This is a genomic window from Microbacterium sp. Root280D1 (genome assembly GCF_001428975.1).
Classification (GTDB): domain Bacteria; phylum Actinomycetota; class Actinomycetes; order Actinomycetales; family Microbacteriaceae; genus Microbacterium.
The window spans coordinates 1,111,548-1,137,946 of sequence record NZ_LMJK01000001.1 but is presented as its reverse complement, the minus strand read 5'-3'; the positions used below and the strand labels follow the sequence as shown (position 1 = coordinate 1,137,946).

Annotated in this window: 26 protein-coding genes; 7 read left to right on the top strand and 19 right to left on the bottom strand. The window is 68.6% G+C overall.

Annotated features, from left to right (window positions below; all coding sequences use genetic code 11):
• Positions 1-40 precede the first annotated feature (40 nt).
• On the bottom strand, positions 41-1,156 hold the full coding sequence (locus tag ASE34_RS05495) for a GuaB3 family IMP dehydrogenase-related protein (RefSeq protein WP_053098967.1): 1,116 nt from the start codon (positions 1,154-1,156) through the stop codon (positions 41-43).
• A gap of 76 nt (positions 1,157-1,232) precedes the next feature.
• Here ASE34_RS05495 and ASE34_RS05490 point away from each other — a divergent pair, with 76 nt between their 5' ends.
• On the top strand, positions 1,233-2,312 hold the full coding sequence (locus ASE34_RS05490) for an FAD-dependent oxidoreductase (protein ID WP_056277288.1): 1,080 nt from the start codon (positions 1,233-1,235) through the stop codon (positions 2,310-2,312).
• Positions 2,313-2,314: 2 nt separating this feature from the next.
• Here the strand turns inward: ASE34_RS05490 and ASE34_RS05485 are convergent, their stop codons facing one another.
• The 8 genes from ASE34_RS05485 to ASE34_RS05455 form a co-directional block, all read right to left on the bottom strand.
• Complete coding sequence (locus ASE34_RS05485) at positions 2,315-4,003, bottom strand: ABC-F family ATP-binding cassette domain-containing protein (RefSeq protein ID WP_056277286.1); 1,689 nt, start codon at positions 4,001-4,003, stop codon at positions 2,315-2,317.
• Between the two features lie 65 nt (positions 4,004-4,068).
• Positions 4,069-5,853 (bottom strand): sensor histidine kinase, encoded by a 1,785-nt coding sequence (locus ASE34_RS05480; RefSeq protein ID WP_056277283.1) that lies wholly within the window; start codon positions 5,851-5,853, stop codon positions 4,069-4,071.
• Complete coding sequence (locus ASE34_RS05475; protein ID WP_053098963.1) at positions 5,850-6,197, bottom strand: response regulator transcription factor; 348 nt, start codon at positions 6,195-6,197, stop codon at positions 5,850-5,852. The genes ASE34_RS05480 and ASE34_RS05475 overlap by 4 nt, the downstream gene beginning before the upstream one ends.
• On the bottom strand, positions 6,194-6,337 hold the full coding sequence (locus ASE34_RS17985; protein ID WP_200955156.1) for a hypothetical protein: 144 nt from the start codon (positions 6,335-6,337) through the stop codon (positions 6,194-6,196). Before ASE34_RS17985 ends, ASE34_RS05475 begins: the two co-directional genes overlap by 4 nt.
• Positions 6,334-7,836 (bottom strand): glycosyltransferase family 2 protein, encoded by a 1,503-nt coding sequence (locus ASE34_RS05470; protein WP_235567436.1) that lies wholly within the window; start codon positions 7,834-7,836, stop codon positions 6,334-6,336. The genes ASE34_RS17985 and ASE34_RS05470 overlap by 4 nt, the downstream gene beginning before the upstream one ends.
• A complete protein-coding gene (locus ASE34_RS05465; RefSeq protein WP_056277280.1) occupies positions 7,821-8,534 on the bottom strand; it encodes a PHP domain-containing protein in 714 nt (237 codons plus the stop codon). The genes ASE34_RS05470 and ASE34_RS05465 overlap by 16 nt, the downstream gene beginning before the upstream one ends.
• On the bottom strand, positions 8,531-9,520 hold the full coding sequence (locus ASE34_RS05460) for an ATP-grasp domain-containing protein (protein WP_056277277.1): 990 nt from the start codon (positions 9,518-9,520) through the stop codon (positions 8,531-8,533). Before ASE34_RS05460 ends, ASE34_RS05465 begins: the two co-directional genes overlap by 4 nt.
• Positions 9,520-10,563, bottom strand: a complete 1,044-nt coding sequence (locus tag ASE34_RS05455; RefSeq protein WP_053098960.1) for a response regulator — start codon at positions 10,561-10,563, stop codon at positions 9,520-9,522. Before ASE34_RS05455 ends, ASE34_RS05460 begins: the two co-directional genes overlap by 1 nt.
• 217 nt (positions 10,564-10,780) lie before the next feature.
• Between ASE34_RS05455 and ASE34_RS05450 the strand changes: the two genes are divergently transcribed.
• A complete protein-coding gene (locus ASE34_RS05450; RefSeq protein ID WP_056277275.1) occupies positions 10,781-11,194 on the top strand; it encodes a hypothetical protein in 414 nt (137 codons plus the stop codon).
• Between the two features lie 61 nt (positions 11,195-11,255).
• On the opposite strand, the gene guaB is transcribed toward ASE34_RS05450, so the two are convergent.
• On the bottom strand, positions 11,256-12,758 hold the full coding sequence (gene guaB, locus ASE34_RS05445; protein WP_053098958.1) for an IMP dehydrogenase: 1,503 nt from the start codon (positions 12,756-12,758) through the stop codon (positions 11,256-11,258).
• A 300-nt stretch (positions 12,759-13,058) separates the two neighbouring features.
• Here guaB and ASE34_RS05440 point away from each other — a divergent pair, with 300 nt between their 5' ends.
• The 4 genes from ASE34_RS05440 to ASE34_RS05425 are packed head-to-tail and all read left to right on the top strand — an operon-like array spanning position 13,059 to position 17,131.
• Complete coding sequence (locus tag ASE34_RS05440) at positions 13,059-14,375, top strand: branched-chain amino acid ABC transporter permease (protein WP_042539449.1); 1,317 nt, start codon at positions 13,059-13,061, stop codon at positions 14,373-14,375.
• 5 nt (positions 14,376-14,380) lie between these two features.
• Positions 14,381-15,358 (top strand): branched-chain amino acid ABC transporter permease, encoded by a 978-nt coding sequence (locus ASE34_RS05435; RefSeq protein WP_053098957.1) that lies wholly within the window; start codon positions 14,381-14,383, stop codon positions 15,356-15,358.
• 46 nt (positions 15,359-15,404) lie between these two features.
• Positions 15,405-16,370, top strand: a complete 966-nt coding sequence (locus tag ASE34_RS05430) for an ABC transporter ATP-binding protein (protein WP_053099395.1) — start codon at positions 15,405-15,407, stop codon at positions 16,368-16,370.
• Positions 16,367-17,131 carry an ABC transporter ATP-binding protein gene (locus ASE34_RS05425; protein WP_053098956.1) on the top strand — a complete coding sequence of 255 codons (765 nt, stop codon included), beginning with the start codon at positions 16,367-16,369 and terminating at the stop codon, positions 17,129-17,131. The genes ASE34_RS05430 and ASE34_RS05425 overlap by 4 nt, the downstream gene beginning before the upstream one ends.
• Positions 17,132-17,250: 119 nt before the next feature.
• Here the strand turns inward: ASE34_RS05425 and ASE34_RS05420 are convergent, their stop codons facing one another.
• The 3 genes from ASE34_RS05420 to groES all read right to left on the bottom strand — a co-directional run bounded on the left by ASE34_RS05420 (position 17,251) and on the right by groES (position 20,051).
• Positions 17,251-18,528, bottom strand: coding sequence for an ABC transporter substrate-binding protein (locus ASE34_RS05420; protein WP_053098955.1), 1,278 nt, complete (start codon positions 18,526-18,528; stop codon positions 17,251-17,253).
• Positions 18,529-18,672: 144 nt separating this feature from the next.
• On the bottom strand, positions 18,673-19,611 hold the full coding sequence (rarD, locus tag ASE34_RS05415) for an EamA family transporter RarD (RefSeq protein WP_056277272.1): 939 nt from the start codon (positions 19,609-19,611) through the stop codon (positions 18,673-18,675).
• Positions 19,612-19,754: 143 nt separating this feature from the next.
• A complete protein-coding gene (gene groES, locus ASE34_RS05410; RefSeq protein ID WP_039394204.1) occupies positions 19,755-20,051 on the bottom strand; it encodes a co-chaperone GroES in 297 nt (98 codons plus the stop codon).
• A gap of 143 nt (positions 20,052-20,194) precedes the next feature.
• On the opposite strand from groES, the gene ASE34_RS05405 reads away from it, so the two are divergent.
• Positions 20,195-21,403, top strand: a complete 1,209-nt coding sequence (locus ASE34_RS05405; RefSeq protein ID WP_056277269.1) for a class I SAM-dependent methyltransferase — start codon at positions 20,195-20,197, stop codon at positions 21,401-21,403.
• A 14-nt stretch (positions 21,404-21,417) separates the two neighbouring features.
• Here ASE34_RS05405 and ASE34_RS05400 read toward each other — a convergent pair whose 3' ends face one another.
• The 6 genes from ASE34_RS05400 to tsaB all read right to left on the bottom strand — a co-directional run bounded on the left by ASE34_RS05400 (position 21,418) and on the right by tsaB (position 26,395).
• Complete coding sequence (locus tag ASE34_RS05400; protein WP_056277266.1) at positions 21,418-22,641, bottom strand: hypothetical protein; 1,224 nt, start codon at positions 22,639-22,641, stop codon at positions 21,418-21,420.
• Positions 22,625-23,686 carry a hypothetical protein gene (locus tag ASE34_RS05395; protein ID WP_056277263.1) on the bottom strand — a complete coding sequence of 354 codons (1,062 nt, stop codon included), beginning with the start codon at positions 23,684-23,686 and terminating at the stop codon, positions 22,625-22,627. The genes ASE34_RS05400 and ASE34_RS05395 overlap by 17 nt, the downstream gene beginning before the upstream one ends.
• Positions 23,687-23,689: 3 nt before the next feature.
• Entirely contained in the window at positions 23,690-24,136 is a 447-nt protein-coding gene (locus tag ASE34_RS05390) for a hypothetical protein (protein ID WP_235567435.1), read from the bottom strand.
• Between the two features lie 65 nt (positions 24,137-24,201).
• Positions 24,202-25,272, bottom strand: coding sequence for a tRNA (adenosine(37)-N6)-threonylcarbamoyltransferase complex transferase subunit TsaD (gene tsaD, locus ASE34_RS05385; protein ID WP_056277258.1), 1,071 nt, complete (start codon positions 25,270-25,272; stop codon positions 24,202-24,204).
• Positions 25,269-25,775: a ribosomal protein S18-alanine N-acetyltransferase gene (rimI, locus tag ASE34_RS05380; RefSeq protein WP_056277256.1), complete on the bottom strand. Its 507-nt coding sequence runs from the start codon at positions 25,773-25,775 to the stop codon at positions 25,269-25,271. The genes tsaD and rimI overlap by 4 nt, the downstream gene beginning before the upstream one ends.
• A complete protein-coding gene (tsaB, locus tag ASE34_RS05375; RefSeq protein ID WP_056277254.1) occupies positions 25,772-26,395 on the bottom strand; it encodes a tRNA (adenosine(37)-N6)-threonylcarbamoyltransferase complex dimerization subunit type 1 TsaB in 624 nt (207 codons plus the stop codon). Before tsaB ends, rimI begins: the two co-directional genes overlap by 4 nt.
• Positions 26,396-26,399: the final 4 nt, after the last annotated feature.

The following is a 26,399-nucleotide window of genomic DNA, read 5'->3' as shown; positions in this document are numbered from 1 at the left end:
GGGGGAACAGAGCAGCAGAAGTCACGGCGTGGTGCGGGCCTCAGGCCTCGTACGGTGCGAGGACGACCTCGACCCGCTGGAATTCCTTGAGGTCGGAGTATCCGGTGGTGGCCATCGACTTGCGCAGCGCCCCGATGAGGTTCGCCGTGCCGTCGACGACGGGCGCCGGACCGTAGAGGATCTCCTCGAGCGTGCCGATGCCGCCGACCTCGACGCGACGACCGCGCGGGAGCTTGGGGTGATGCGCCTCGGGACCCCAGTGGAAGCCACGACCCGGTGCATCGGTGGCGCGTGCGAGGGCGACGCCGAGCATGACCGCGTCAGCACCCATCGCGAGTGCCTTGACGATGTCACCGGACGTGCCGACGCCACCGTCTGCGATGACGTGCACGTAGCGTCCGCCGGACTCGTCGAGGTAGTCACGGCGGGCCGCGGCCACGTCCGAGACGGCCGTGGCCATCGGAGCGTGGATGCCGAGGGTCGCACGAGTGGTCGACGCCGCTCCCCCGCCGAAGCCGACGAGGACACCGGCCGCACCCGTGCGCATCAGATGCAGGGCCGCGGTGTAGGTGGCTGCGCCTCCGACGATGACGGGCACGTCGAGGTCGTAGATGAACTTCTTGAGATTCAGTGGCTCGTCGACGCTCGAGACGTGCTCGGCCGACACGGTGGTGCCGCGGATGACGAACAGGTCGACCCCTGCGGCGGCGACCGTGTCGTAGAACTCCTGCGTGCGCTGCGGCGTCAGCGATCCGGCGACGGTCACTCCGGCTTCACGGATCTCGGCGAGACGCTGCGTGATGAGCGCGGGCTTGATCGGCTCGGAGTAGAGCTGCTGCATGCGCGCGGTCGCCTCTCCCTCACCGAGGGATGCGATCTCCGCAAGAAGGGGCTCGGGGTTCTCGTAACGGGTCCACAGTCCTTCGAGGTCGAGGACGCCGAGTCCGCCGAGCTGCCCGAGCATGATCGCCGTCTGAGGGCTCACGACGGAGTCCATCGGTGCGCCGAGCACCGGGATCCCGAAGCCGAAGGCGTCGATCGTCCAGGCGGTCGACACGTCCTCCGGGTTGCGGGTGCGCCGCGAGGGCACCACCGCGATGTCGTCGAACGTGTACGCGCGACGCGCACGCTTGCCTCGGCCGAGCTCGATCTCCATGGTCACCACCCCAGACTACCGGGCGTACGCGATGACACCGACGGCTGGGAGACTGAGAGAGAGGTCGGGAGGCAATATGTCGGATTCGGTGGAGGTCGCCGTCGTCGGTGGCGGCGTGATGGGCCTTGCGACCGCGTGGGAGCTCACCCGACGGGGGATGAAGCCCGTCGTCTTCGAGCGCTTCGCCCGTGGCCACCACCAGGGCGCCTCGCACGGCGCCACGCGCAACTTCAACAACGCCTACGACGAGGACCACTATCTCGACCTGCTCGTCCGCGCACGCGCCGGATGGGACGCCCTCGGGCAGGTGGGCGGCGAGCCGCTGCTGCGTCTGCACGGCCTGGTCACCCACGGAGATGTCGACGTCGCCGCGATCGAACGGCGGCTGACCGAGCGCGGCATCCACGCCGAGATGCTGACGGCGCACGAGGCATCGTCGCGATGGTCGGGCATGCGCTTCGGCGACGATGTGCTCTTCTCCCGCGACGCGGGCGTCGCCCGCGCATCCGCCGCGCTGGGCGAGTTCGAGCGACGGATCGTCGCCGCGGGAGGCGAGGTGCGCTGGGAGACCCCCGTGACGCGGATCGACGAGACCGACGAGGGCGTCGACATCGTGCTGCCTGACGCCCGCGTGCGGGCAGACGTCGTCGTCGTCGCGGCCGGCGCCTGGACCGAGCGGATGCTTCCCGGCATCCCGCTGCCGCGCCTGGAGGTCACCGAGGAGTTCCCCGCGCACTTCCGCCCCGCCGCCGCCTCGGTATGGCCCTCGTTCAATCACTACGTCGATCCCGGCCGCTACCCGGCGACGGTCTACGGGATGCCGACGCCCGGCGAGGGCGTCAAGGTCGGGTTCCATCGCGTGGGCGACGTCGTCGACCCGGATGCCCGCCCGCACGCGGTGACGCACGCGCAGGCTCTCGCCGACTATGTGGGCGAGTGGATGCCGGGCCTCGACCCGGCATCCGCGGAGCCGATCAGCTGCACCTACACCTCGACCGATGACAGCGCCTTCGTGCTCGACCGATCGGGGCGGATCGTCGTCGGCGCCGGCTTCTCCGGCCACGGCTTCAAGTTCGCCCCTGGCGTGGGCGCGACCCTCGCCGATCTGGCCCTCGATCCCTCCGCTCTCGCGGCGGAGCCGTTCCGACTGCGCTGAACTCAGCGGGCTCGCACCACGCGGCGCTCGTCCCACACGGGGGCATCGGCTTCGTACACCTCGCCGTCGGAGCCGAACACGAGGAACCGGTCGAACGAGCGGGCGAACCAGCGATCATGCGTGACCGCGAGCACGGTCCCCTCGAAACGACGCAGAGCGTCTTCGAGCGCCTCGGCCGACTCGATGTCCAGGTTGTCCGTCGGCTCGTCGAGCAGCAGCAGCGTCGCACCGGAGAGCTCGAGCAGCAGCACCTGGAACCGGGCCTGCTGGCCGCCCGACAGCGATTCGAAGGTCTGCTGCGCCTGCCGCACGAGTCCGTACCGGTCGAGCGCCGAGCTCGCGGCATCCCGCGGCATGCCGGCCCGTCGTTCGTCTCCCCTGTGGAGGATCTCGAGCAGCGTTCGGCCGACGAACTCGGGATGCGCATGCGTCTGCGCGAACAGCCCCGGCACGACGCGCGCTCCCAGCACGGCCTCCCCACGGTGATCGACCGTCGCGAGCTGCTCCCCGGTGGACGTCACGTGACCCAGCGTCGGGTCCGGGTCGCTGCCCCCGCGTGCGAGGAGGCGGAGGAAGTGCGACTTCCCCGATCCGTTCGACCCGAGCACGGCGACCCGATCGCCGTACCAGACCTCGGCGTCGAACGGCCTCATCAGGCCGGAGAGCTCGAGCCCGTGTGCGACCACCGCGCGCTTGCCCGTGCGTGACCCTCGCAGCCTCATGTCGAAGTCCTGAGCCGGGGGTCGCTCCTCCGGCGGTCCGGCCTCCTCGAATTTGCGCAGTCGCGTCTGCGCCGCCTGGTACCGCGACGCGAATCCGTCGTTCGCCGACGCCTTCACCTTGAGGTTCGCGACGAGGGTCCGCAGCTTCTCGTGCTGCTCGTCCCACCGGCGGCGCAGCTCGTCGAGTCTGTCCATGCGGTCGCTGCGCGCCTGGTGGTAGGTCGCGAATCCGCCGCCGTGCACCCACGCCGAGGCCCCCGCGCCGCCGGGCTCGAGGGTGATCAGCCGATCGACCGCACGGGCCAGCAGCTCCCGGTCGTGCGATACCAGCAGCACGGTCTTCGGCGTCTGCCGGAGCTGCTCCTCGAGCCAGCGCTTGGTGGGAACGTCCAGATAGTTGTCCGGCTCGTCGAGCAGCAGCACCTCGTCGGGTCCGCGCAGCAGCGCCTCCAGAGCGAGTCGCTTCTGCTCGCCACCCGACAGCGTCGTGAGATCGCGGAAGCGGGCACGCTCGAAGGGCACTCCCAACGCGGCGACCGTGCACTGGTCCCAGACCGTCTCGTGCTCGTAGCCGCCGGCATCCGCGTACTCCGCGATCGCCGTCGCATACGCCATCTGCGTGTCGTGCTCATCGCGCTCGATCAGCGCGTCCTCCGCAGCCTCGAGAGCCTGCGCCGCCTGCCGGATGCGATGGGGCGCGACCCGCACCAGCAGCTCGTGAACGGTCTGACCGGACTCGCCGTGGCCGACGAACTGGTCCATCACGCCGAGGCCGCCATCGATCGTCACGACGCCGTCATCGGCGGGCTGGTCGCCTCGGATGATGCGGAGCAGCGTCGTCTTGCCGGCCCCGTTGGGCCCGATGAGGGCGCTCGTCGACCCGGCTCCGACGCGAAAGCTCGTCTCGTCCAACAGCGGTCTGCCGTCGGGAAGGGTCAGCGAGACCCCCGCAACATCTATGTATCCCACCGTGCGTGGCCGTCCTTCCGCCCGCGTGGCGAGCCGACCAGGCTATCAGCAATCGGGCCGACCGGTCAGCGAGTGCGGCCGACCACCTGGATCGCCTCGGTGCGCGGCGCCGCCGGGAGCAGCATCCGGAACTCGGTGCCGACGCCCTCTCTGCTCGTCACGTCCATCGTGCCGCCGTGGGCGAGCACGATCGCCCGGGTGATCGTGAGGCCCAGGCCGACGCCGGGCACGGCGTTGCGGGTCGCTGTCGACGCGCGGAAGAATCGGGTGAACAGCATGCCCTGCTCGTCTTCGGGGATGCCCACACCGGTGTCGCGCACGGAGAGCTCGACGCCTCCGTCGACGAGACGCACGCCCGCGGTGACCCGCCCGCCCGCAGCGGTGAACTTGATCGCATTCGAGAGCAGGTTGTCGAGGGCCTGTCCGATTCGTCCCGAGTCGACCGAGAGCACGACGGGAGTCGCCGGGATCTCGGCCACGATCTCGATGCCCTCGCGCTGCGCGTGCGGGCCGGACGATGCGACGGCGCTGCGCACCAGCTCGGTGACGTCGGCGTCTCGGCGCTCGAGCGGGAAGCGGCCCGATTCCACCTGGGCGGTGAACAGCAGGTCCCCGACGAGGTTGAGCAGGCGCTGCGCGTTGCGCTCGATGATGTCGACGAACTCCTGCTGGTCGGTCGTCAGAGGCTGCGCGGGATCGTTCTGCAGCAGGTCGAGGAAGCCGATGATGGCGCTGAGCGGTGTCCGCAGCTCGTGCGAGATCATGCCGACGAACTCGTCCTTCATGCGCGCGACCTCCACCGCCCTGGTCTCGTCGGTGATCACCAGCAGGTAGCCGTGTCGGGAGCCGTCGGAGTCCTGGTAGGGAGTGACGGTGACGCGCGCGGGAACCGTCGATCCGCCGACGGTCGCCACGTCGATGTGCGAGTCCACCGGCAGGCCGGCGTCGGCATCGTCGAACAGCGCACGCAGGCCGGGGTGCAGCCCGTCGTCAGCGTGGGCGGCGGCCTCGGTCGCGAACGGGGCGAGAGCGTGCGAGGGGAAGAACCGGTCGACCGGAACGGCGGCGAGCGCGTCCGGCACCGCCATGCCGAGCAGGCGCACCGCACCCGGATTCCATGCCGTGATCACCCCGCAGTTGTCGGTGGCGATGACCGCCTGGCCGGTGATGGAGTTCCACAGGCTCGTGAAGGACTCGGAGAGCGCGCGATACTGCTGCTCGCTCGACTTCAGCTGCTCGAGCATCGCCTCGTTGGCGGCGAGAGCGGCCGTGCGCTCGACGACATGCGCCTCGGCCTGGGCCGTGCGCAGTCTCTGCAGTCGGGAGAGCTCGTTCACGATCGCACCGACGGTGGCGAACACCAGCGGGCCGATGACACCGCGAAGCCAGGCCACGGGGTCTTCCGGCGGATCGATGATGTTCGGCATGAGCAGCGCTATCGATGAGAACACACCGACGATCACGACCTGGCGGCGACCGGGGGCTGCGGCGATCCAGATGACCGGGAGGAGCACGAACGAGGAGAAGAGGGATGCCGGTCCGCCGGTACCCGCCCTGATCGCACCCAATCCGAGGATGTCGATCATCGGAATGAGCATCACGACCCAGCCGTCGTACACCCCGCGCACCGAGAGCACGGCCGCGAGTGCCGTCACCACCGCGATGGTGGCGAGGCCGAAGATCGCGACGCCGGTGTCGGTCACCGGGATGCCGGGGATCGTGAACATGAGGACGGAGGCGACCGCGACGGCGATCGCCGTGGGACCCTGCTTCATCAGCGGCGTCGGATTGTCGAAGTACCGGCGCCAGCTGCGCTCCATCGTCTGCTGGACGGTGCTGGTCGGAGTCATCGTGCCACTTCTCTGAGGAGTGCCCGCAGTTCGGCCCCGATGATCGGCTTGGGCAGTGCCGCGTCGGCGTCGGGGTAGTCGGCGACGTCGAGCACGGAACTCACGATCAGGAAGCACTCCGGGAAGCGGGTCTTGATGAGTCTCGCCAGCTCCGAGCCGCTGATGCCGGGCAGCAGCAGGTCGAGCACGGCGACGACCGGGGAGATCGTCGAGAATGCGGCGATCGCCGATTCGGCGTCCACCGCGGCGAACACGTCGAAGCCCTCGCGGTCGAGATAGCGCTTCAGGAGCGCCGTCTGGTCTGCGCTGTCCTCGACCACGAGGGCCAGCGGCCGCGCGGTCATCGCAGGAACAGCTCTCGCACGATCACGATGACGACGACGACGCCCAGGGCGAGGAGGGCCTGCGGGATCAGGAGCTTCTCCCGACGGGCGTCGGCGGCGATCTCCTCCTCCTCGGCGCTTCTCGAAGGTGCTTCGGTCATGAGTCGACCCGTCCGATCTTCTCGGTCTTGATCCATGCGGCGTCGGCGTGGCGCCACTCTTTGATGTAGGAGTCCACCGTGATGGCGCAGAGCAGCGAGCCGTACCCGCAGACGTAGAGCAGCAGCCCGGCGAAGAACCGTCCTGCCGGCAGGGGCTCGACGACACGGGCGAGCCAGATCCCGAGCATCGAGATCGGTCCCCAGAGGTAGAAGACGACAGCCCACATCAACCGCGTCTCGTCGGTGAGCGCGAGCCCGAGGTCGTTCAGGCCCGATTCGAACAGCCAGGGGAACAGGGCGATCGCCATCAGGATGAGGGCGCCGAGCCCGGGGAACATCAGCGCCTCACGCCACGACTGTCGGCCGATCCGCCCATCGAGCTGCACGGCGTAGAGCATCGAGAACAGGTAGATGCACGCGGCGGCGATCCACATGAATCGGAACACGAACTCGGCGATGTCGCTGTGCAGGACGAGCAGCACGAGCAGCGCGGTGGCTGCGAGGATCATGAAGGCCGGCAGCAGCAGGATGGTGAACCACGCGAGCCCGAAGGCGAAGCTGCCGAGGTTGTGCACTCGGCTCGGGCGGAACCACAGATGCCGGTAGATCGACGTCAGCTGCACATTGCCGCGGGCCCACCGGAGGCGCTGCTTCCACAGACTGTCGATCGTGCGCGGCTCTTCGGCCAGCACGACCGCGTGCGGCTCGAACACCATCCTGCGCCCGGCCAGCTGCCCTTCGAAGGTCGTCATGGTGTCCTCGGCGAGCGTTCCCGTCGGGATCCGGCCGCCGATCGCCTCGAGATTCGCGCGTGAATGCAGCTGCGCACCTCCGGCGAGGCACGCGATCGCTCCCCCGACGTTCTGCGTCCGCCGGGCCGAGAGCTGCCCGATGACGTACTCGATCGCGATGAACCGGGTGAGGTAGTTGCGGTCGCGACTGCCCTCGGCGATATACGCGGTGACGGCGCCGACCTTCTCATCGGCGAGATGCCGGCTCATCTTGCGCAGCGAATCCCGCGCGAAGATCACATCGGCGTCCATGATCAGCACCGCTTCGGTCCACTCGTCCGCGAGCACGATGTCGAGTCCGTGGTTGAGCGTGTGCGCCTTGCCCTCGCCGCCCTTGTCCCGACGCAGATGCACGACCCGTCCGGGGAATGCCGCCGCCTTCGCGGCGACCACCTCGGGGGTGTCATCGGTCGATGCATCGTCGATGACGAAGATGCGCAGGCGGTCGGCCGGGTACTCGAGCTGCATCAGGCGTTCGATCGCCTGGCCGAGCACGAGGCCCTCGTTCCACGCCGGGATCAGCACCGCGACGCGGGGATGGTGCGGTGCCGCCTTGCCGTAGTGGTTGCGGAACGCGTGCACGGGCAGGGCGAGGAACTGCAGCCCGGTGTTGATCACCGGCAGGGTGCCGACCAGCACGCAGAGCAGGAGGATGACGACGACGACGGTCTCGACCCAGTTCAGTTCGGCCATCAGCTCGCCCTCCATCGGTCGAGGATCTCTGTCACGCGCGCGTAGCGTCCGACGTCGGACGCGATGTGGCTGTCCGTGGACGCGACGATCTCGGCGCCGGCGCTGCGCAGCGCGTCGAGCAGGGGGATGCCGGGGCAGCCCCACTTCTCGTTCACCTCGACCTGCGTGTCGGTCTCGGCCGCCGTCGTCGCCCACGCGGTGATGCGATCGGCACCGAGTTCCGCTTCTGAGAGACCGATCTTGGGCAGGATCGAGAAGCAGTGGGCGAGCTGATTGCCGGGGTGACGTCGCATCGCCGCGATCAGTGCCGACACGAGCTGATCGAGCGCGTCCTCGGCGGCCCAGCCGGCGTCGAGCCGTTCGCGGACGGCGCTCGGACCGAGGGGTCCGTCGATTCCGGGGAACTGGTGGTCAGCGATCAGGATGCGATCGATCCCGCTCGGCAGCTCGGGGATGTCCAGTTCTCCCGAGGCATCGAGGATCTTCGCCTCGACTCCCGTCAGTACCGTCAGACCCTCGGGCACGCGCAGCGCCCTCACCGCCGCGAGGTACTCGGGCACCCAGGGCGTCGACTGCCGCACGTGGTCGACCAGGCGCACGGTCGTGAGACCGGCAGCGGATGCCGCGGCGACGTTCTCGGCGAGAGTGGAGACCGCGTCATCCGAGAACGTCGAATGCACGTGGTGGTCGCCTCGCAGCAGCGCGTGACTCACAGTTCCTCCTGATGTCCCGCGTGCGCGGAGACGAGGATCTCGTCGACCTCGACGATCACGTCCTCGAGGAAGCGCACCGACGCGATCTCGCGGAAGGCGACCGTCGACGGGATCCCGCGGCCCAGGAACAGGTCGGCGACGAGCGAGGGGATGTCGACTCCCGCGGCGATCGTGAGCGGAAGCGCGCCAGGGAATCGGGGATTCACCTCGAGGAGCACCGCTCGGCCGTCGCGGTCGCGCCGGAGCTGGACGTTGGCGACGCCGACGAGTCCGATCGCCCGGGCGATGGATGCCGCCGCGTTCTCGAGTTCGTCGTCGTGCACCGTGCGCCCCGCGATGGCCACACCGGAGTCGACCCTGGCTCGGGTCCGCGGCACCGCCGCGACCACCGAGCCGGAGGCATCTGCGATCACATCGACCGAGTACTCCTCGCCCGGGAGGAAGTCCTGCACGATGAGTCCTTCGTCCTGCGGCAGCGCTTCGAGCGCCGCCCGGTCGGGGACGAGCCGTACGCCGCGGCTGCCGGCTCCCTGACGAGGCTTGGCGAAGACGGGGAACTCCCAATCGACCGCCAGCGCATCGGGGCCCGCGAGGACAGTACGCGGCGTGAGACCGGTCGACTCGCACCGCTCGGCGAGCAGCAGCTTGTCGAGGGCGATGGAGAGCGTGTCCTGCGAGGGCGCGGCGAGCACAGCCGGAGCCAGCTCCTCGCGCCTGCCGGCGAGCGCGATCAGCTCGACATCGACGGTGGAGATCACGAGATCGAGCCTGTCATCCTCGACCATGCGGGCTATCGCCGAGACGAAGTCGTCATCGCGCCCCGGCGGCACGAGACGGCGGTGCGTCGGCGGCACGAGGTAGATGCCGCTCGCCCAGCCGTCCATGTCCGCGGCGAAGACCTCGAGGTCTTCACGACGAAGCAGCGAGCGGATGACGGCGACGCCCGCCGGGCCGCCGGCGCCCGTCACCAGTACGCGCGCGCTCATCAGCTCTCCCGTCGTGTGAGTTCGTGGGCGCCGATGAACTCGGCGGTCTCACGGACGACCTCGAGCGGCTCGACCGCCGATCCTCCGCCGAAGCGCGACCAGTAGCGAGCGGTGGCCGTCACGAACTCGGGTTCGAGGTAGTCCCGGGTCGCCGTCTGCGAGCCGAAGCATTCGAGCAGCCGCAGCTTCTGACCGATGTACTGGTCGATGCGGACGAAACGCGTCGGGCGGAAGTCGATCGTCGCCGAGGGGCTCTGGTAGCAGGCGACCGTTCCGACCCGCCGGGTCGCGGCGATCGTCGCCTCGCTCACCGCTCGGTGATCCTGGTGCCGATCGTTCGACGAGTGCGTGTAGACGATCGTCGGCTGGACCTCCTGCACGACCTCCTCGATCAACCGGACCGTGGCTCCGCCGCCGGAGATCTCGGTGTCGATGAGGTCTTTGACGAACAGTCGCGCACCGAGCATCTCCGCCGAGGCGAGCGATTCGTGCTGCCTGCTGTCAGCGTCTCCCCCGCGCGCACCGCGCGAGAGGGTGAGGATCGTGATCGAGTCGCCCGCCTGGGAGTGCGCGGCGAGGAGTCCTCCGACGCCGATCTCGACATCGTCGGGGTGCGCGCCGATGGCGAGCACCACCTCTTTGGTGCGGTTGGCCTCGCGGCGCGTGCGGCCCTCCGTCACGAGCCGGGTGACCGCCTCGACGAGCTTCACGTTGTCGAGCGGCTTGGTGAGGAACTCGTCGGCCTGCGCGCGCAGAGCCGAGACGGCGTACTCGACCGAGACGTGCGCGGTCATGACGACCACCGGCAGGAGCGGGTCGTTCCGACGCAGCTGCGCGAGCAGCTCCAGCCCGTCGAGTCCCGGCATCTCGATGTCCGTGACGACCACGTCCGGCGTGAAGGTCTCGAGCCGCGCGACGGCGGACTCGCCATCGTGAGCGACCACGACCTCGCAGCCGGCCCGCCTCTCGAGCACGGTCTTGACGAGCAGGGCGACGTCTGGGTCGTCGTCGACGACGAGGACGCGGGGAGCATCCTGGGGCATATCTGCAGCTCTCAGTGGGGAAGTCCCCCTGCCGATCAGCGGCCGGCGTGGCACTCCCTGCGCCCTTCGCGCCGGGAGCTCGAGGGGAAGTCGAGCGGGTGTCTCTAAATACTGGCATATCAACAGACCGCCGCGATGGCGGCCACGGCTGCTCCCTCAGTACTCTCGAGGATGAAAGCGGTCTGCGGACGGCCGCCCCTCTCGAAACGGAGCGACCATGACCGACTCGACGCGGCCCGAAGACCCGCAGTACAGCCCTCCCGCGTGGGACGGAGCGCGACCGGCGGATGCCGCCGTGGATCCTGCCGCCTACCCGATGGCCGGCCCGGGACAGCCCACGCCGTACACCTCCCCCGCCGGGCAGGGGCTGGCGGTCGCGGGACTCGTCCTGGCCTTCGTCATCGCTCCGCTCGGACTGATCCTGAGCATCGTCGCCGCCGTCAGGCTCGGCAAGGCCGGGGCACCGCGCGGCCTCGCCATCGCGGGAATCGCGGTCGGCGCCGTCATCACCGTCATCTGGATCATCGGCATCATCGTGCTCGTGAGCGTCTTCGCGAACCTGTTCGCGATGTGCGCCGACCTCGGTCCGGGCGTGTGGCAGGTCGGCGGAGTCACCTACACCTGCAGCTGAGTTCGCGGCCGGACGAGAAAGGGGCCGGATGCGATCGCATCCGGCCCCTTCTCGATTCGTCTCAGCGCTTGTAGTTCGGCGCCTCGACCACGATCTGCACGTCGTGCGGGTGCGACTCCTTGAGACCCGCCGCGGTGATGCGCACGAACTTGCCGCGCTGCTTGAGCTCTTCGATGGTGCGGGCTCCGACGTAGAACATCGACTGCCGCAGTCCGCCGACCAGCTGATACGCGACGGCCGACACGGGGCCGCGGTACGGCACCTGTCCCTCGATGCCCTCGGGGATCAGCTTGTCGTCGCTGGGCACGTCGGCCTGGAAGTAGCGGTCCTTCGAGTACGAGGTCTGCTTGCCGCGGGTCTGCATGGCCCCGAGGGAGCCCATGCCGCGGTACTGCTTGAACTGCTTGCCCGACTGGAAGACGATCTCGCCCGGCGACTCGTCGGTGCCGGCGAGCAGCGAGCCGAGCATCACGGCGTCAGCACCCGCGACGAGCGCCTTGGCGATGTCGCCGGAGTACTGCAGACCGCCGTCGGCGATCACAGGGACGCCGGCCGGACGTGCGGCGAGCGACGCCTCGTACACGGCCGTGACCTGGGGCACGCCGACGCCGGCGACGACGCGCGTCGTGCAGATGGAGCCTGGCCCCACGCCCACCTTGACCGCGTCGACACCTGCGTCGATGAGCGCCTGAGCGCCCTCGCGGGTGGCGACGTTGCCGCCGATGACGTCGATGTGCGCGAAGCTCTCGTCCGCCTTGAGCCGCGTGACGAGGTCGATCACGCCCTGTGACTGGCCGTTGGCCGTGTCGACGACGAGGACGTCGACACCGGCGTCACGCAGCGCCTCTGCGCGCTCCCAGGCATCGCCGAAGAAGCCGATGGCCGCGCCGACACGCAGACGACCCTGGTCGTCCTTCGTGGCGAGCGGATACTTCTCGCTCTTGTCGAAGTCCTTGATGGTGATGAGACCGGCCAGCTTGCCGTCCTCATCGATGAGCGGCAGCTTCTCGACACGGTGATGCGCGAACAGGGCGATGACCTCGCCGGCGGCGACGCCCACCGGTGCGGTGACGAGACCCTCCGACGTCATGACGTCCTTCACGAAGGTGGTCTGACGCTCGAAGCCCGAGACGAAGCGCATGTCGCGGTTGGTGATGATGCCGACGAGGCGGCCGTCGGGGTCGACGACCGGCAGACCCGAGATGCGGTACTTGGCGCAGAGCGCGTCGACCTCTTCCACGGTCGCGTCGGGCGACGTCGTGATCGGGTCGGTGATCATGCCCGACTCGCTGCGCTTGACGCGGTCGACGTGGGCCGCCTGATCGGCGATGGAGAGGTTGCGGTGCAGGATGCCGATGCCGCCCTCTCGCGCCATCGCGATGGCCATGCGGGATTCGGTGACCGTGTCCATGGCGCTGGAGAGCAGCGGAGTCGCGACCGAGATACGGCGAGTGATCCGCGACGAGGTGTCTGCCTCGCTGGGGATGACGTCGGTGTGCCCGGGAAGGAGCAGCACATCGTCGTACGTGAGTCCGACGAAGCCGAAGGGGTCGTGCTGGTCCATGGATAGTCCTCCTGCGGGCGCGATCTGGGGCGAGGGTGTACCAATTCTAAGTGCGGAGCGGCTGAGGAAATTCCCTGCGCCCGCTGACATCGCGCGCAGGACGCCCCGGGTGACCTATCGGTATTTCGCAACTTCGTGATGGGATCGTTCTCACCGTGAGCAGATCGTGCCTTGGTCGAAACAGAGCCGACACATTACGCTCATACCGTCGTACATCAGGGCCGATGAACAACTCCGTCATGGCCTGTGTACTGGGCTGGAGGTTCTGTGCGTCCGACGATCTCGGCGAATCGAAGCGGAATGCGGTGGGTCATCATCCTGCTCGCGTCGCTCCTCGCCATCGCTTTCCTGTGGTTGCAGCCTCCTGCTGCGGCTTCCGCCGAAGAAACGGACGACGGCCAGGAGATCACAGACTTCTACTTCGCCGGTGTCATCACCTTCGATGACGACCCCGTCGAAGGCGTCGTGATGACGATCGAGGGCGGCGGCTTCGAAGGCGAGACCGAGACCGACGCCGAGGGCAAGTGGCGCCTGTACGTGCCCGAGAAGGACACGTACACGCTCACGGTCGACGAGGAGACCCTCCCCGACGGCGTGATCGTCGATGCGGCGCAGCTGCCCGAGGGCACTCAGCCCATCGCCGGCACGACGGCGTCGTTCGAGGTCGAGTTCGGCCTGACCGGCACGAAGATCCTCAACCTCTTCCTCGGTGAGGGCGAGAGGATGACGACGTCCTTCATCGACCAGCTCCTCTCACGTCTCGTGGGCGGCCTGAACTTCGGTCTGCTGCTGGCGCTCGCCTCCATGGGCGCGGCGCTCATCTACGGCACGACGCGGCTGTCGAACTTCGCTCACGCCGAGATGGTCACCTGGGGCGGCCTGGTCGCCCTCGTGACGACGAGCTTCTGGCATCTGCCGCTGTGGCTCGGCATCATCGCCGCCGTGATCGGGGGCGGTCTCTTCGGCTGGGCCCTGGATGCCGGCATCTGGCGTCCGCTGCGACGACGAGGCCTCGGTGTCGTGCAGCTGATGATCGTCAGCATCGGTCTGTCCCTCGCCCTGCGCTATGCGTTCCAGTACATGATCGGTGGTGGCACGCGCCAGCTCCCCGGGGCCAGCCCCGAGCCGTTCCGGTTCGGTCCGATCTCGCTGTCCTACATCGACCTGATCGGCATCGTGGTCAGCATCGTCGTGATCGTGGGCGTCGCGTTCTTCCTCACCCGCACCCGCATCGGCAAGGCGACCCGCGCCATCTCCGACAACCCGCAGCTCGCCGCAGCATCCGGCATCGACGTCGACAAGGTCGTGCGCTACGTCTGGATCCTGTCCGGCACGCTCGCCGCCATCTCCGGCATCCTCTGGGCCTACTTCCGCCCCGGCGTGAAGTGGGACATGGGCATGCAGATGCTGTTGCTCATCTTCGCCGCCATCACCCTCGGCGGGCTCGGCACGGCGTTCGGTGCGCTCGTCGGCTCCCTCATCGTCGGCATCGCGGTCGAGGTCTCCACCCTCTGGATCCCCTCGGATCTGAAGTATGCGAGCGCCCTGGTCGTGCTCATCGTGATCCTCCTCGTCAGACCTCAGGGCCTGCTGGGACGCAGGGAAAGGTTGGGCTGATCGCCATGGACTTCGGAAGCATCTTCTCGAACACAGCCGTCTATCTGTTCAGCCCCGTCACCCTCGCCTACGCGCTGGCGGCGACCGGTCTGGCCGTGCACTTCGGCTATGCGGGCCTGCTCAACTTCGGCATGGCCGCCTTCATGGCGGTCGGCGGATACGGCTACGCGATCTCCGTGCTGACCTTCGGGCTCCCCTGGTGGGTCGGCATGCTCATCGGTCTCCTGGGGGGCGCGTTCTTCGCAGTCCTCCTCGGCATCCCGACGCTGCGGCTCCGTGCCGACTACCTCGCCATCGCGACGATCGCCGCGGGTGAGATCGTACGACTGCTCTTCACCACCCAGATCTTCGACGAGTACACCAACTCGGCCGACGGTCTCGCGCAGTTCAACGGCGGGTTCCGCGACGCCAATCCGTTCCCGCCGGGCACCTACGGCTTCGGACCGTGGACCTACAGCGCGAACGACCTGTGGAACCGGGTGTTCGGACTCATCGTGCTGCTCGTCGCGATCCTGCTGGTGTGGTCGCTCATGCGCAGCCCGTGGGGACGCGTCCTCAAGGGAATCCGCGAGGATGAGGATGCCGTGCGCTCGCTCGGCAAGAACGTCTTCGCGTACAAGATGCAGGCGCTCGTCGTCGGTGGCGTGATCGGCGCAGCCGGAGGAATCGTCTTCGTCCTCCCCTCGGCTGTCGTGCCGGGCAGCTACACGACCTCGCTCACGTTCTTCCTGTGGACGATCCTGCTGCTGGGCGGCGCGGCCACCGTGTTCGGCCCGACACTCGGGGCCATCCTCTTCTGGGTCGTCTTCGCTTTCATGGCGAACCTGCTCCCGGCGATGGCGCGGTCCGGAATCCTGCCCATGTCCGACAGCCAGGCCTCGACCCTGGTGTTCATCTTCGTCGGCATCGCCCTGATGCTGCTCGTGATCTTCCGACCTCAGGGCATCCTCGGAGACAAGAGGGAGATGACCTTTGTCAAATGAACTGACCCCCGACGAGAGCGCCCAGACGGCGCCCGCGACCGGCAGCATCCGCCGACCGAAGACCACCGGGCTCGCCAAGGGCCCTGCGGCCCCCGGCGTGCCGAAGGTCGATCCCATCCTGATCGCGGATGCCGTGCAGCGGCGCTTCGGCGGTCTGACGGCCGTCGACGTCGACCACGTCGAGATCCCTCGCGGCGCCATCACCGCTCTGATCGGCCCGAACGGAGCAGGGAAGACGACCCTGTTCAACCTGCTCTGCGGTTTCGACAAGCCGAACAGCGGGACCTGGTCGTTCGACGGCACGAGCCTCTCGGGCGTTCCCTCCTTCAAGGTGGCGCGCATGGGACAGGTGCGCACGTTCCAGTTGACCAAGTCGCTGTCGCTGCTCACCGTGCTCGAGAACATGAAGCTCGGTGCTCCGGGACAGCGCGGCGAGGGCTTCTGGTCGAGCCTGTTCCCGTTCCTGTGGCGCAAGCAGGATCAGGAGATCGAGGTCAAGGCCCGCGAGCTGCTGGCCCGCTTCAAGCTCGACGCCAAGGAGAAGGACTTCGCCGCGGCGCTCTCGGGCGGCCAGCGCAAGCTCCTCGAGATGGCGCGAGCGCTCATGAGCGATCCGACCCTGGTGATGCTCGACGAGCCGATGGCCGGCGTCAATCCGGCGCTGACCCAGTCGCTCCTCGATCACATCCTCGACCTCAAGGGCCTGGGCATGACGGTGCTGTTCGTCGAGCACGACATGCACATGGTCCGCCACATCGCCGACTGGGTCGTGGTCATGGCCGAGGGCAAGGTCGTCGCCGAGGGCCCGCCCGACGAGGTCATGGAGGACCCGGCCGTGGTCGACGCCTATCTCGGCGCCCACCAGGACCTCGATCTCGGTGCCGTGACCGGTCGCATCCCCGTGATCGAGAACGCCACCGCCGCCAAGCTCCGCGAGCAGATCGAAGCAGAAGCCGAGGCGGAGCTCGAAGCGACGAGCACGCCGGATCACGACCAGAAGGACAACGCATGAGCGCCGAGACCTCCGCTGCGGCACCGCGAACGGACGACATCGTCGTCGAGCTGAAGGACGTGCACGCCGGCTACCTGCCCGGTGTGAACATCCTCAACGGCGCCAACCTCGTCGCCCGACAGGGCGAGCTGATCGGCATCATCGGCCCCAACGGCGCCGGCAAGTCGACCCTGCTGAAGGCGATCTTCGGGATGGTGAACGTCCGCAGCGGCGAGATCACCGTGAACGGAGAGAGCATCATCGGGTTGAAGGCCGACAAGCTCGTCAAGCGGGGCGTCGCCTTCGTGCCGCAGACGAACAATGTGTTCCCCTCGCTCTCGATCGAGGAGAACCTGCAGATGGGGCTGTATCAGAACCCCAAGATCTACGCCGAGCGACTCGAGTTCGTCACCGGCATCTTCGCCGAGCTCGGCAAGCGCCTCAAGCAGCGCGCCGGTTCGCTCTCGGGCGGCGAGCGGCAGATGGTGGCGATGTCGAGGGCACTCATGATGGACCCGTCGGTGCTGCTGCTCGACGAGCCCTCCGCCGGCCTCTCCCCCGTGCGTCAGGACGATGCGTTCATCCGCGTCTCCGACATCAACAAGGCGGGCGTGACGACGATCATGGTCGAGCAGAACGCGCGGCGCTGCCTGCAGATCTGCGACCGCGGCTACGTGCTCGACCAGGGCAAGGACGCGTACGAGGGCACCGGACGCGACCTGCTGAACGATCCGAAGGTCATCGGCCTCTACCTCGGAACTCTCGGCACCGACGCCGCCTGAGGGCTCCCACGACAGAGGGGCGGATGCGACTCGCATCCGCCCCTCTTCTGTCCCCTCGCGCAGCGGGGCACGCACACGACGAAGGCCCCGGATCGAGGATCCGGGGCCTCCGCTCGTGATCAGTTGGTGCGGGAGATCAGGTTGTCGGCGCCGTACTCGTACGTGCCGATCGATGCACCCTGCGGGTCGCCGTTCTCATCGAACGTGATCTCGCCGGAGTAGCCGTCGTAGTCGGCGGTTCCACCGTCGTTGATGATCGCCGCGCAGTCCTCGAAGCTGGTGCACTTCTCACCGTCTCCGCTGCCGCCCGAGACCTCGGCCATCTTCGCAGCGATGTCCGCGCCCTCGGTCGAACCGGCGGCGAGAGACGCGAGTGCGACGAGCACGACCGCGTCGTAGGCCTCGGCTGCGTAGGTGAAGTCGTTGACCTCGGGGTTGCCCTCACCGGTCCAGAACGTCTGCAGACGGTCGGTGAAGTCGTCCTCGAGCGCCGGTCCCGGCTTCGTGCCCTGTGCGCCCTCGAGCGAGAACGGGAAGTTCGTGTCGGGCGAGGAGCCGTAGTCCGACAGGTTTCCGTCGACGAGGTAGAACTTGTCGGGCGAGATGCCGGCGTTGACCAGCAGCGGGGCGATGGTCTTGAACTGGTCGAACGACACGATCGCGACGGCGTCGGGGTTCTGAGCCTTGATCGTCTCGACCTGTGCGTCGAACTGACCGTCACCGACGTTGTACGACGCGTCAGCGACGACCTCGCCACCCGCGTTCTCGAACGTCGACTTGATGTTGTCGAACAGTCCGGTTCCGTAGGCGTCGTTCTGGTAGATCACGCCGAGGGTCTTGTGTCCGTCTTCGGCGATCAGGTTGCCGAGGACCTCACCCTGCAGAAGGTCGCTGGGCGCGGTGCGGAAGTAGAGACCGTTGTCGTCCCAGTCGGTGAAGTCCGGGCCGGTGTTCGAGGCCGAGATCTGCAGGATGCCGGCGCTGACGTTTCCGTCGAGGATCAGGCGGGAGACGCCCGACGCCGCGGCACCGACGATGGCAGTGACGCCCGCGCCCTGGAGCTTGCTGATCGACGTCTCGTAGGCCTTGGTGTCGGTGTCGCCTTCGTCTTCAGCCGTCAGGTTGATCGTGACGCCGGCAGCAGCATCGTTGACCTCCTTGACCGCGAGGCCGACGCCGGATTCCATGGGTGGGCCGAGGAACGACAGCGAACCGGTCTGCGGCAGCAGCGAGCCGAGCTCGAGCGTGAGGTCGGCCGACGATCCGCCGCCGCCGCCACCGTCGGACGGCTCCTCAGAGGGCGTGCCGCTGCAGCCTGCGACGACGATCGCCGAGACGCTCAGCAGCGCGACTCCGGCGAGAATCTTGGCGCTGCGCGAGCGCGTGAATGAGGTCATGATGCTCCCTTGCGTGACTGGCCGTGGATTGTGACCACGGTCGGGTGCTCTAACACTAGGACTGAAAGGCTTCGCGTAGGGGTCGCCGATGTTTCGGTGCGTTAACGATCCGACACCGAGTTTCCGGACGGGTGAACCGGGAGTTCAGACGAGTGTCGGCTGATCGATCCGGCGTCCGCGACGCGCGGCGAGCAGCAGGTCGATCAGGAACACGAGGATCGCGACCCAGACGATGATGAAGCCCGCCCACCGCTCGGCCGGCATCGGCTCGCCGAGCACGACCGCGCCGACGATGAACTGCATGACGGGGGTGATGAACTGGATCATCCCGATGACGGTGAGGTTGATGCGCCGGGCGCCCGCGGCGAAGAGCAGCAGGGGCACCGCCGTGGCCACACCGGCGAACGCGAGAAGCACCGCATGCCACACACCGTGGGAGCCCATCGTGATCCCGGCGGGGGTGGCGGCGACGAGGATCAGCTGCACGACGGCGATCGGGATCAGCCAGAACGACTCGAGCGTGAGTCCGCTGACCGCATCGACCGCGGGGCCGATCTTCTTCTTGATGAGTCCGTAGACGCCGAACGAGGCGGTCAGCGAGAGGGCGATCCACGGGAACTCGCCGTAGAAGAGGACGATCACGATCACGGCGACCGCCGCGATGCCGATCGCCGCCCACTGGAGCCTGCGGATGCGCTCCTTGAGCACGAACACCCCGAGCAGCACGGTGGTGATCGGGTTGATGAAGTACCCGAGGCTGGTCTCCACGATGTTCCCGGAGAGGGTTCCGATGAGGAACACCTGCCAGTTGACGTAGATCAGGACACCCGCCAGAGCCGTCCATCCCAGCAGCCTCGGCTGTCGGACGATGACGCCGAAGGCGGCCCAGCCGCGCATCACGGTGAGGAGGAGCAGGCAGAAGACGAACGACAGCAGCACGCGCCACGCGACTACTTCCCACGGACCGGTGGGCACGAGCAGCAGGAAGTAGAGGGGCAGCACGCCCCAGAGCAGATACGCTCCCCCCGCGTACGCGACACCCGCCGTCTGAGTGGCTCGGGAGGCGGCATTCGTCGGGGTCACCGCACAACCCTATGCCCGTCGCCGCGCCGCCTCCGCCCCACGAGACCCGCCGTCCGGACATTGGCAGGAATCGATGCACCGGTGGCCGAACACGCAGGAAGGCCCGGATGCGTGATGCATCCGGGCCTTCCGAAGACGTTGTCTCAGCGGACGACGACTGCGAGCACGTCGCGAGCCGACAGGACGAGGTACTCGTCTGCGCCGAACTTCACCTCGGTGCCGCCGTACTTGCTGTAGAGCACACGGTCGCCCACGGCGACGTCGAGCGGAACGCGGTTGCCGTTGTCATCGATGCGGCCGGGGCCCACGGCCACGACCTCGCCCTCCTGGGGCTTCTCCTTGGCGGTGTCGGGGATGACCAGGCCACTCGCGGTGGTCTGCTCGGCCTCGACCTGCTTGATGACGATGCGGTCCTCGAGCGGCTTGATGGAAACCGACACGGTCTACCTCTTCTTTCTTGACGCTGACAGGAAGACTTTTCGCACTCTCAACCCGAGAGTGCTAATCCAGTCTAGGCGTTCCGCTGGCACTCACGCAATGCGAGTGCCAATGCGGCGAACAGCCCGCCGCCTAAGCTGGGGCAGTGGAGATCTCCGAGCTGCGCGCACTGCTCACCCCCGAGGGCCTGAAGACGCTGGACGAACTCGGCCCCGTCGACGAGGTCGCCGACGTCGCTCGGATCGTATCCCGGCTGCGTGCGGCCGGCCACTCGCCCGAGCTCGTCTCGGCCGTGGTCGGACAGGCACGACTTCGCACCAAGGCGAAAGGCAAGTTCGGCGACTTCGCGGCCCGGATGCTGTTCACCCGGGCCGGACTCGAGCAGGCGACACGGCTGGGCGTGGCCGCCCGGCATGCCCAGCGGATGCGCCGCGCCGGCATCACTCGCGTCGCGGATCTCGGCTGCGGCATCGGCGGGGATTCTCTTGCCTTCGCCGGTGCAGGGCTCGACGTCGTCGCCGTCGACGCCGACGAGGTGACCTCGGCGATCGCGGCGTACAACCTGGCGCCTCTCGGAGACAGCGCGAGGGTGATCCACGGCACGGCCGAGGCGCACGTGCCCGTCGAGGGCCACGAGAACCAGGCGATCTGGATGGATCCGGCCCGCCGCACCGCCGGGCACAGCGAGACGCGCCGGGTCTCGTCCGATGACTACTCTCCGCCGCTGGACTGGGCCTTCGATGTGGCCTCGCGCACATCGACGGGCATCAAGCTCGGTCCCGGTCACGACCGCGATTCGCTTCCCGTCGACGCCGAGGCGCAGTGGGTGAGCGCAGACGGCAGCGTGGTCGAGCTCGTGCTCTGGACGCGCGCACTCGCCCGCGACGGCATCCGCCGTTCCGCCCTCGTGATCCGCGGCGAGCGCTCACATGAACTCACCGCAGGCGCCGACGCCGTCGACGAGCCCGTGCGGGAACTCGGCGCGTTCCTGCACGAGCCGGACGGGGCGGTGATCCGGGCGCGTCTGATCGGCGATGTCGCGCGCAGCCTCGACGCGGGAATGCTCGACGAGCGCATCGCGTACCTCACCTCTGACGCCGCGGTCACCAGTCCGTTCGTGCAGTCGTTCCGGGTGCGCGAGACGATGCCGGCGAACCCGAAGGCGATCAGCGCAGTCCTCAAGGCGAACGACATCGGATCCCTCGAGATCAAGAAGCGCGGCATGGACATCGACCCCGCGGCCTTCCGCAAGAAGCTGGCGCTGCGGGGCGAGCAGACCGCGACGCTGATCCTCACTCGCGTGGGTGATCAGCGACGAGCGATCCTCGCCGATCGGGTGCCGGCAGCGGGCTGACGTCTCCCCGGCGCCTAGCCCTCGGAGTCGTCGGACGGGATGTCGACCTGGATCGGATCCTGGTATTCGCCGCCGAGCTCGAGTGTCTCACCGGGCCTCACCGTCTGCTCAGCCGTCGCCGTCGTGCTGTCTCCGGACACCACGAGGTAGGGCATGCCGTTCAACGTGTACGCGAGACGCACGCTCCAGTCGGAGATCATCCCTCCGGCCTCGTCCACGACGGTTCCGGCGACCTCGATGACGTCCGCCGACGATTGTCCCTCGCTCGCCGGGCGGCATTCGACGGCCTGGACGGCATCGACGATGAGGCAGTCCTGGATGTCGTCGCTCTCGACGCGCTGTGCGCGCCAGACCGGGGCATCGCGGAAGTACCCGACGACCGAGAAGGAGAACTCTTCGAAACCCTCCTGGACCAGCTGCTCGGCGCGTTCCCGCTCGTCGCCCTGGAACTGCGACAGCCAGGAGTTCTCGTCCGAACGCCATCGCTGGATGATGCCGACGACCTCCCCGTTCATCGCTCGCGCGGCGGACGCCCAGATCTCCTCGAGGCCCTCGTCCCCCTCCCCTGGCACCGCGACGCTCGCGTTCAGGCCGATGCCGTTCCCGTTGTCGAGATCGGCCGCGGGCTGGCACTGATCCGACGACTTGTCGGCGGCGTCGAGCGTCAGGCACACCGTCTCGCCGTCGTCCTTCGTCGCGTACCAGACGAGGGCGTCCTCGTCCTGTCCGATCGCGCGCAGACTGCCCGGGTCGAACCCGCCCTCGGCCTGCAATTCCGCGCGCCGCTCCTGCTGCGCGGAAGTCAACGCGACGGCATCGCCGGAACGCCCGAAGAGCGCCCAGCCGGTGCCGAGACCGATCACGAGCAGAAGTGCGGATGCCGCGGCGACCGCCTTCCAGTGCTGACGGAATGCCGCGCGGAGGCCTCCGGTCTCGGTGGACTGACTTCCGTCGTCCGCGTGTTCGCCGGGCGCGCTGGGGGAAGCGTCGGCGACGGGTGCCTGACCGTCACGGAACGGCTTCTCCGACGTCGGCAGCTCGTGGGCCGGTCCCTGCCCGACCGGCGCGTCGACCCGGTCACGCGGGCCAGGGTCGACCCGGTCAGGCCTGCCAGGCTCGCCGCGCAGCGATTCGAGCTCTCTCAGCCTCGCCGCCTCGGCCTCGGTCAGGCCACCGTCGCGGCCGTACGCTTTGACCTGCAGTGCGCGCAGCTCGGCAGAGTCACTCTCCTGCAGCATCCTCGCCCTCCCAGCCCTTCGTCACGGTCAGGTACTGCTGACCGTAGCCGAACCGGTACTCGTAGCGGGTCGTCTTCCCCTCACCCACGACGTCGAGCACGAGCGTCCTGTCCGCGTCGGCGAGCATGATGCTGTCATCGCAGGCCATCGGAGGGTCGGGCATCGACCCGTCGTAGACGAGACAGTACCTCTGCGTGGACATGTCGATCCCCGTCCAGATCGGCACGTCGTCGTCGTAGCCGGCGACCAGGATCGTCCGCCGGTCCAGTCCCGTCCGCTCGGCGAGGGCGGTCGCCGCCTCCGCCTCGTCGGGGCTGGCGAACATCGCCGTGGACTGCGGCGAGGTAATGTAGCTGCGGGTGACGACCGCCGGCTGGCCGGCCGGCGTGAGGAACATCTGCGCCTCGACGTCATAAGTCTGACTCTGGCTCACGGGTTTCGTGAGAGTGGCATTCACGCCCTGGACCACGGCCTGCTCCCGCGTCGTGCACGCGGGAGCCGTCGCGTCCTCGTGTCCGAGCACCAGGCACACGTCAGCGCTCTCGTTCTTCGTCGCGAACCAGATCACGACGCCTTCTTCCTCCGCCATGGCCCGCACCGACCCCGGGTCGAAGTCCCCCGATGCGACGATCGCGCTCTGCCACTCCTCCTGCTGGGCGCTGAGCTGCATCGGCGCGGGACCCCGGTCGGTGAAGAGAAGCCAGCCCAGCGCGAGGCCGATGACCGCGAAGGCCGTGGCGACCGCGACCGCGAGACGCCGATGGTGTCGCAGCGCGATGCGCGGGGACCCGCCCTGGGCCTCGATGTCCACGGCCGGGTCGGGAGGTGACGCGCTCCCCTCCTCCTCGGCAACGCCCCGCGGAGCCTGCGCAGGGTCCGGCGCACGCGTCTCCGGACTTCTCGTCGCCGGCGGCCCCGCCAGACGCGTCTTCGCGGATTCCAGCTCGCGCAGCCGCGCTGCATCCGCCGCGCTCAACGACCCCGCACGGCCGTACGCCCGCGCCTGGAGCGCGCGCAGCTCGACGGATCGGTCCGCGTCGAGCATCGGCTATCCGAGTCTCTCGAACTGCATCCCGGCCCAGACGAGCCAGCCGAGGCTGTAGACGGTCGCACACAGACCGAGAACGAGCGCCCAACGAGCGATGGCGCGGCTCTCGACCGGTCGGCGCAGCGACATGATCGACGCGATCACGGCGACGATGGCGATCGGGATGCCCCAACCGACGAAGAACGACGCGGCCAAGGCGACGACCGCCGCCATCAGCGCCCAGGGAGCGAGGCGGGTGTCGTCCACGGCGGACGTGCCCGTCGCCGGCTCCCAGTCGCCCTCCCGACCGATGTCCTCGGCGACTGGCCCCGTGACGACCACCGGCTCGACTCCGACCGGGCCGGTGGGGAGCTTCGTGTATCCCTCGCGGCGCGACCCGGGTATGCGTGCCGACCCCGCCGGATGCTCGACCTCGCCGCTCGGGCGCTCGATCCTGGTCGGCGGCACCGCGGCACTCGAGGCGGGCCCCGGTTCTGCACCCGCCCTATCCGGAGTGCGAGGCACGTCGCTCATCACATCACCGCGACGCGCTCGTCGACCTGGATCTCGGTGACGGGAAGCGTCGAGTCGGCTCCGAACGCCAGCGTCGACGGGCGACGGCCGGACGCGATGAGCTCCGCGGCGAGCGCCGCGATCATCGCGCCGTTGTCGGTGCACAGCGACAACGGCGGGATGCGCACCGTCACGCCGGCCTTCTCCGCCCTCGCGAGGGCGACCTCGCGGAGTCGTCGGTTGGCGATCACTCCTCCACCGAGCAGCAGGCGGGGCACGCCGAGGTCTGCGCACGCGGCGAGCGCCTTCGTCACGAGCACATCGACGACCGCCTCACGGAAGCTCGCGGCGACGTCGGCGACGGGCACGGGAACGCCGTCTGCCTCGCAGCGCTCGACCCAGCGCGCGACAGCGGTCTTGAGCCCGGAGAAGGAGAAGTCGTAACGGTGCTTCGCGAGGTCGGAGGCGCGCGAAAGCCCTCGAGGGAAGCGGATCGCGTTCGGATCTCCGTCGAGTGCCGCTCGATCGATCTCGGGTCCGCCGGGGTACGGCAGCGACAGCAGTCGGGCGACCTTGTCGAACGCCTCCCCCGCGGCATCGTCCATGGTCTCGCCCAGCATCTCGACGTCGGTCGTGAGATCGCGCACGTGCAGCAGCGAGGTGTGCCCGCCCGATACCAGCAGCGCGATCGTCGGGTACTCCAGCGGCTCGGAGTCGGGAGTCAGGATGTCGGCGGCGATGTGTCCGACCAGGTGATTGACCGCGTACAGCGGCTTGTCGAGCGACACCGCCAGCCCCTTGGCGGCGCCGACGCCGACCATGAGCGCTCCCGCGAGGCCGGGTCCGCTCGTGACGGCCACCGCGTCGAGGTCGCCGAGCCGCACGCCGGCCTCGGCCAGGGCGGCGTCGATCGAGGGTTGCAGCGCCTCGAGATGGGCGCGGGCGGCGACCTCGGGAACCACTCCGCCGTAGCGGGCGTGCTCGTCCATGCTCGACGCGATCGTGTTCGAGAGCAGCGTGCGTCCGCGGACGATCCCGATGCCGGTCTCGTCGCAGCTCGTCTCGATGCCCAGCACCAGCGGCTCGGTCATGAGGTCGCCTCCTTCGCGGCATCCGACGCCGTCTCATCTCGATGCTCGGAGCGCGGTTGCTGCAGGGCGAGGCGCATCACGATCGCGTCGACGTCGTCGGGCTGGTAGTAGCGGGGGCGACGTCCGATCTCCTCGAACCCCTCCGAGCGGTACAGCCCCTCGGCACCGGGGTTGTCTGCCCGCACCTCGAGGAAGACCTCTCTGGCTCCGCGTTCCACCGCGGCATCGAGAAGGGACCGCAGAAGCGCCCGGCCGCGACCGCGACCGCGGTGCTCGACGTCGAACGCGATGGTCTGGATGTCGGCGTCACTCGACCCCTGCAGTGCACGGACTCCGCCGTAGCCGATGATCGCGCCGTCCTGCTCGTCGACCAGATAGCGTCCGTGCGGGCTCGCGAGCTCCAGGGCCATCGCCTCCGAGCTCCACGCGTCGGTGGGGAACGAGCGGTGCTCTATCGCCATGATGGCGTCGAGATCGTCTGGCGTCGCGTCGCGCAGCGTCATGACCCCACCTTCTTGGGCGCTCCCGGCACGGTGACGTCGGGCTGACGCAGATAGATCGGCTCGGTGCCCGCGAGTGTGCGCCCGGCAGCCAACGCCCTCGCGCCCACGCGAGCCAGATCGACGCCCGACAGCGTCTCCACATCGATACGGCGGATCCCCTGGAGGTGCTCGTCGGCGTCGACGCGTGCGACCAGCACGGTGTCCGTGATGACGTGCGGGATGCCGTCGGCATCCGTTCCGTCGAAGACGGTGATGGCGACCTCTCGGCGGCGGGCGTCGGTGACGATGGCGAACGGCCCGGTCACGGCGTGATGGTCGACGGCCGTGAGCGCTGCGGCGAAGTGGCTCGGCACGGGGACGACGGGGATGCCACGCCCCAGCGCGAACGTGCGTGCCGTCGCGATGCCGATGCGGAGTCCGGTGAACGGCCCCGGGCCCATACCGGCCACCACATGATCGATCGGGCCTGATCCGGACGCGTCGAGGGCCCGCACGAGCAGCTCGCCGATGACCTCCGCGTGACGGAGCGGATCGGCGGCCGAGGCGTCTGACAGACGCGTGCCGTCATCGTCGATGAGGGCGACGGCGGTGCCCAGGGAGGTGTCGACGGCGAGGATCACCTCT

Coding starts and splice junctions, on each gene's coding strand:
- ASE34_RS05495 (WP_053098967.1), bottom strand. CDS start 1,156: ATGGAGATCGAGCTCGGCCGAGGCAAGCGTGCGCGTCGCGCGTACACG.
- ASE34_RS05490 (WP_056277288.1), top strand. CDS start 1,233: ATGTCGGATTCGGTGGAGGTCGCCGTCGTCGGTGGCGGCGTGATGGGC.
- ASE34_RS05480 (WP_056277283.1), bottom strand. CDS start 5,853: ATGACTCCGACCAGCACCGTCCAGCAGACGATGGAGCGCAGCTGGCGC.
- ASE34_RS05475 (WP_053098963.1), bottom strand. CDS start 6,197: ATGACCGCGCGGCCGCTGGCCCTCGTGGTCGAGGACAGCGCAGACCAG.
- ASE34_RS17985 (WP_200955156.1), bottom strand. CDS start 6,337: ATGACCGAAGCACCTTCGAGAAGCGCCGAGGAGGAGGAGATCGCCGCC.
- ASE34_RS05470 (WP_235567436.1), bottom strand. CDS start 7,836: ATGGAGGGCGAGCTGATGGCCGAACTGAACTGGGTCGAGACCGTCGTC.
- ASE34_RS05460 (WP_056277277.1), bottom strand. CDS start 9,520: ATGAGCGCGCGCGTACTGGTGACGGGCGCCGGCGGCCCGGCGGGCGTC.
- ASE34_RS05455 (WP_053098960.1), bottom strand. CDS start 10,563: ATGCCCCAGGATGCTCCCCGCGTCCTCGTCGTCGACGACGACCCAGAC.
- ASE34_RS05450 (WP_056277275.1), top strand. CDS start 10,781: ATGACCGACTCGACGCGGCCCGAAGACCCGCAGTACAGCCCTCCCGCG.
- guaB (WP_053098958.1), bottom strand. CDS start 12,758: ATGGACCAGCACGACCCCTTCGGCTTCGTCGGACTCACGTACGACGAT.
- ASE34_RS05440 (WP_042539449.1), top strand. CDS start 13,059: ATGCGGTGGGTCATCATCCTGCTCGCGTCGCTCCTCGCCATCGCTTTC.
- ASE34_RS05435 (WP_053098957.1), top strand. CDS start 14,381: ATGGACTTCGGAAGCATCTTCTCGAACACAGCCGTCTATCTGTTCAGC.
- ASE34_RS05425 (WP_053098956.1), top strand. CDS start 16,367: ATGAGCGCCGAGACCTCCGCTGCGGCACCGCGAACGGACGACATCGTC.
- ASE34_RS05420 (WP_053098955.1), bottom strand. CDS start 18,528: ATGACCTCATTCACGCGCTCGCGCAGCGCCAAGATTCTCGCCGGAGTC.
- ASE34_RS05400 (WP_056277266.1), bottom strand. CDS start 22,641: ATGCTGCAGGAGAGTGACTCTGCCGAGCTGCGCGCACTGCAGGTCAAA.
- ASE34_RS05395 (WP_056277263.1), bottom strand. CDS start 23,686: ATGCTCGACGCGGACCGATCCGTCGAGCTGCGCGCGCTCCAGGCGCGG.
- tsaD (WP_056277258.1), bottom strand. CDS start 25,272: ATGACCGAGCCGCTGGTGCTGGGCATCGAGACGAGCTGCGACGAGACC.
- rimI (WP_056277256.1), bottom strand. CDS start 25,775: ATGACGCTGCGCGACGCGACGCCAGACGATCTCGACGCCATCATGGCG.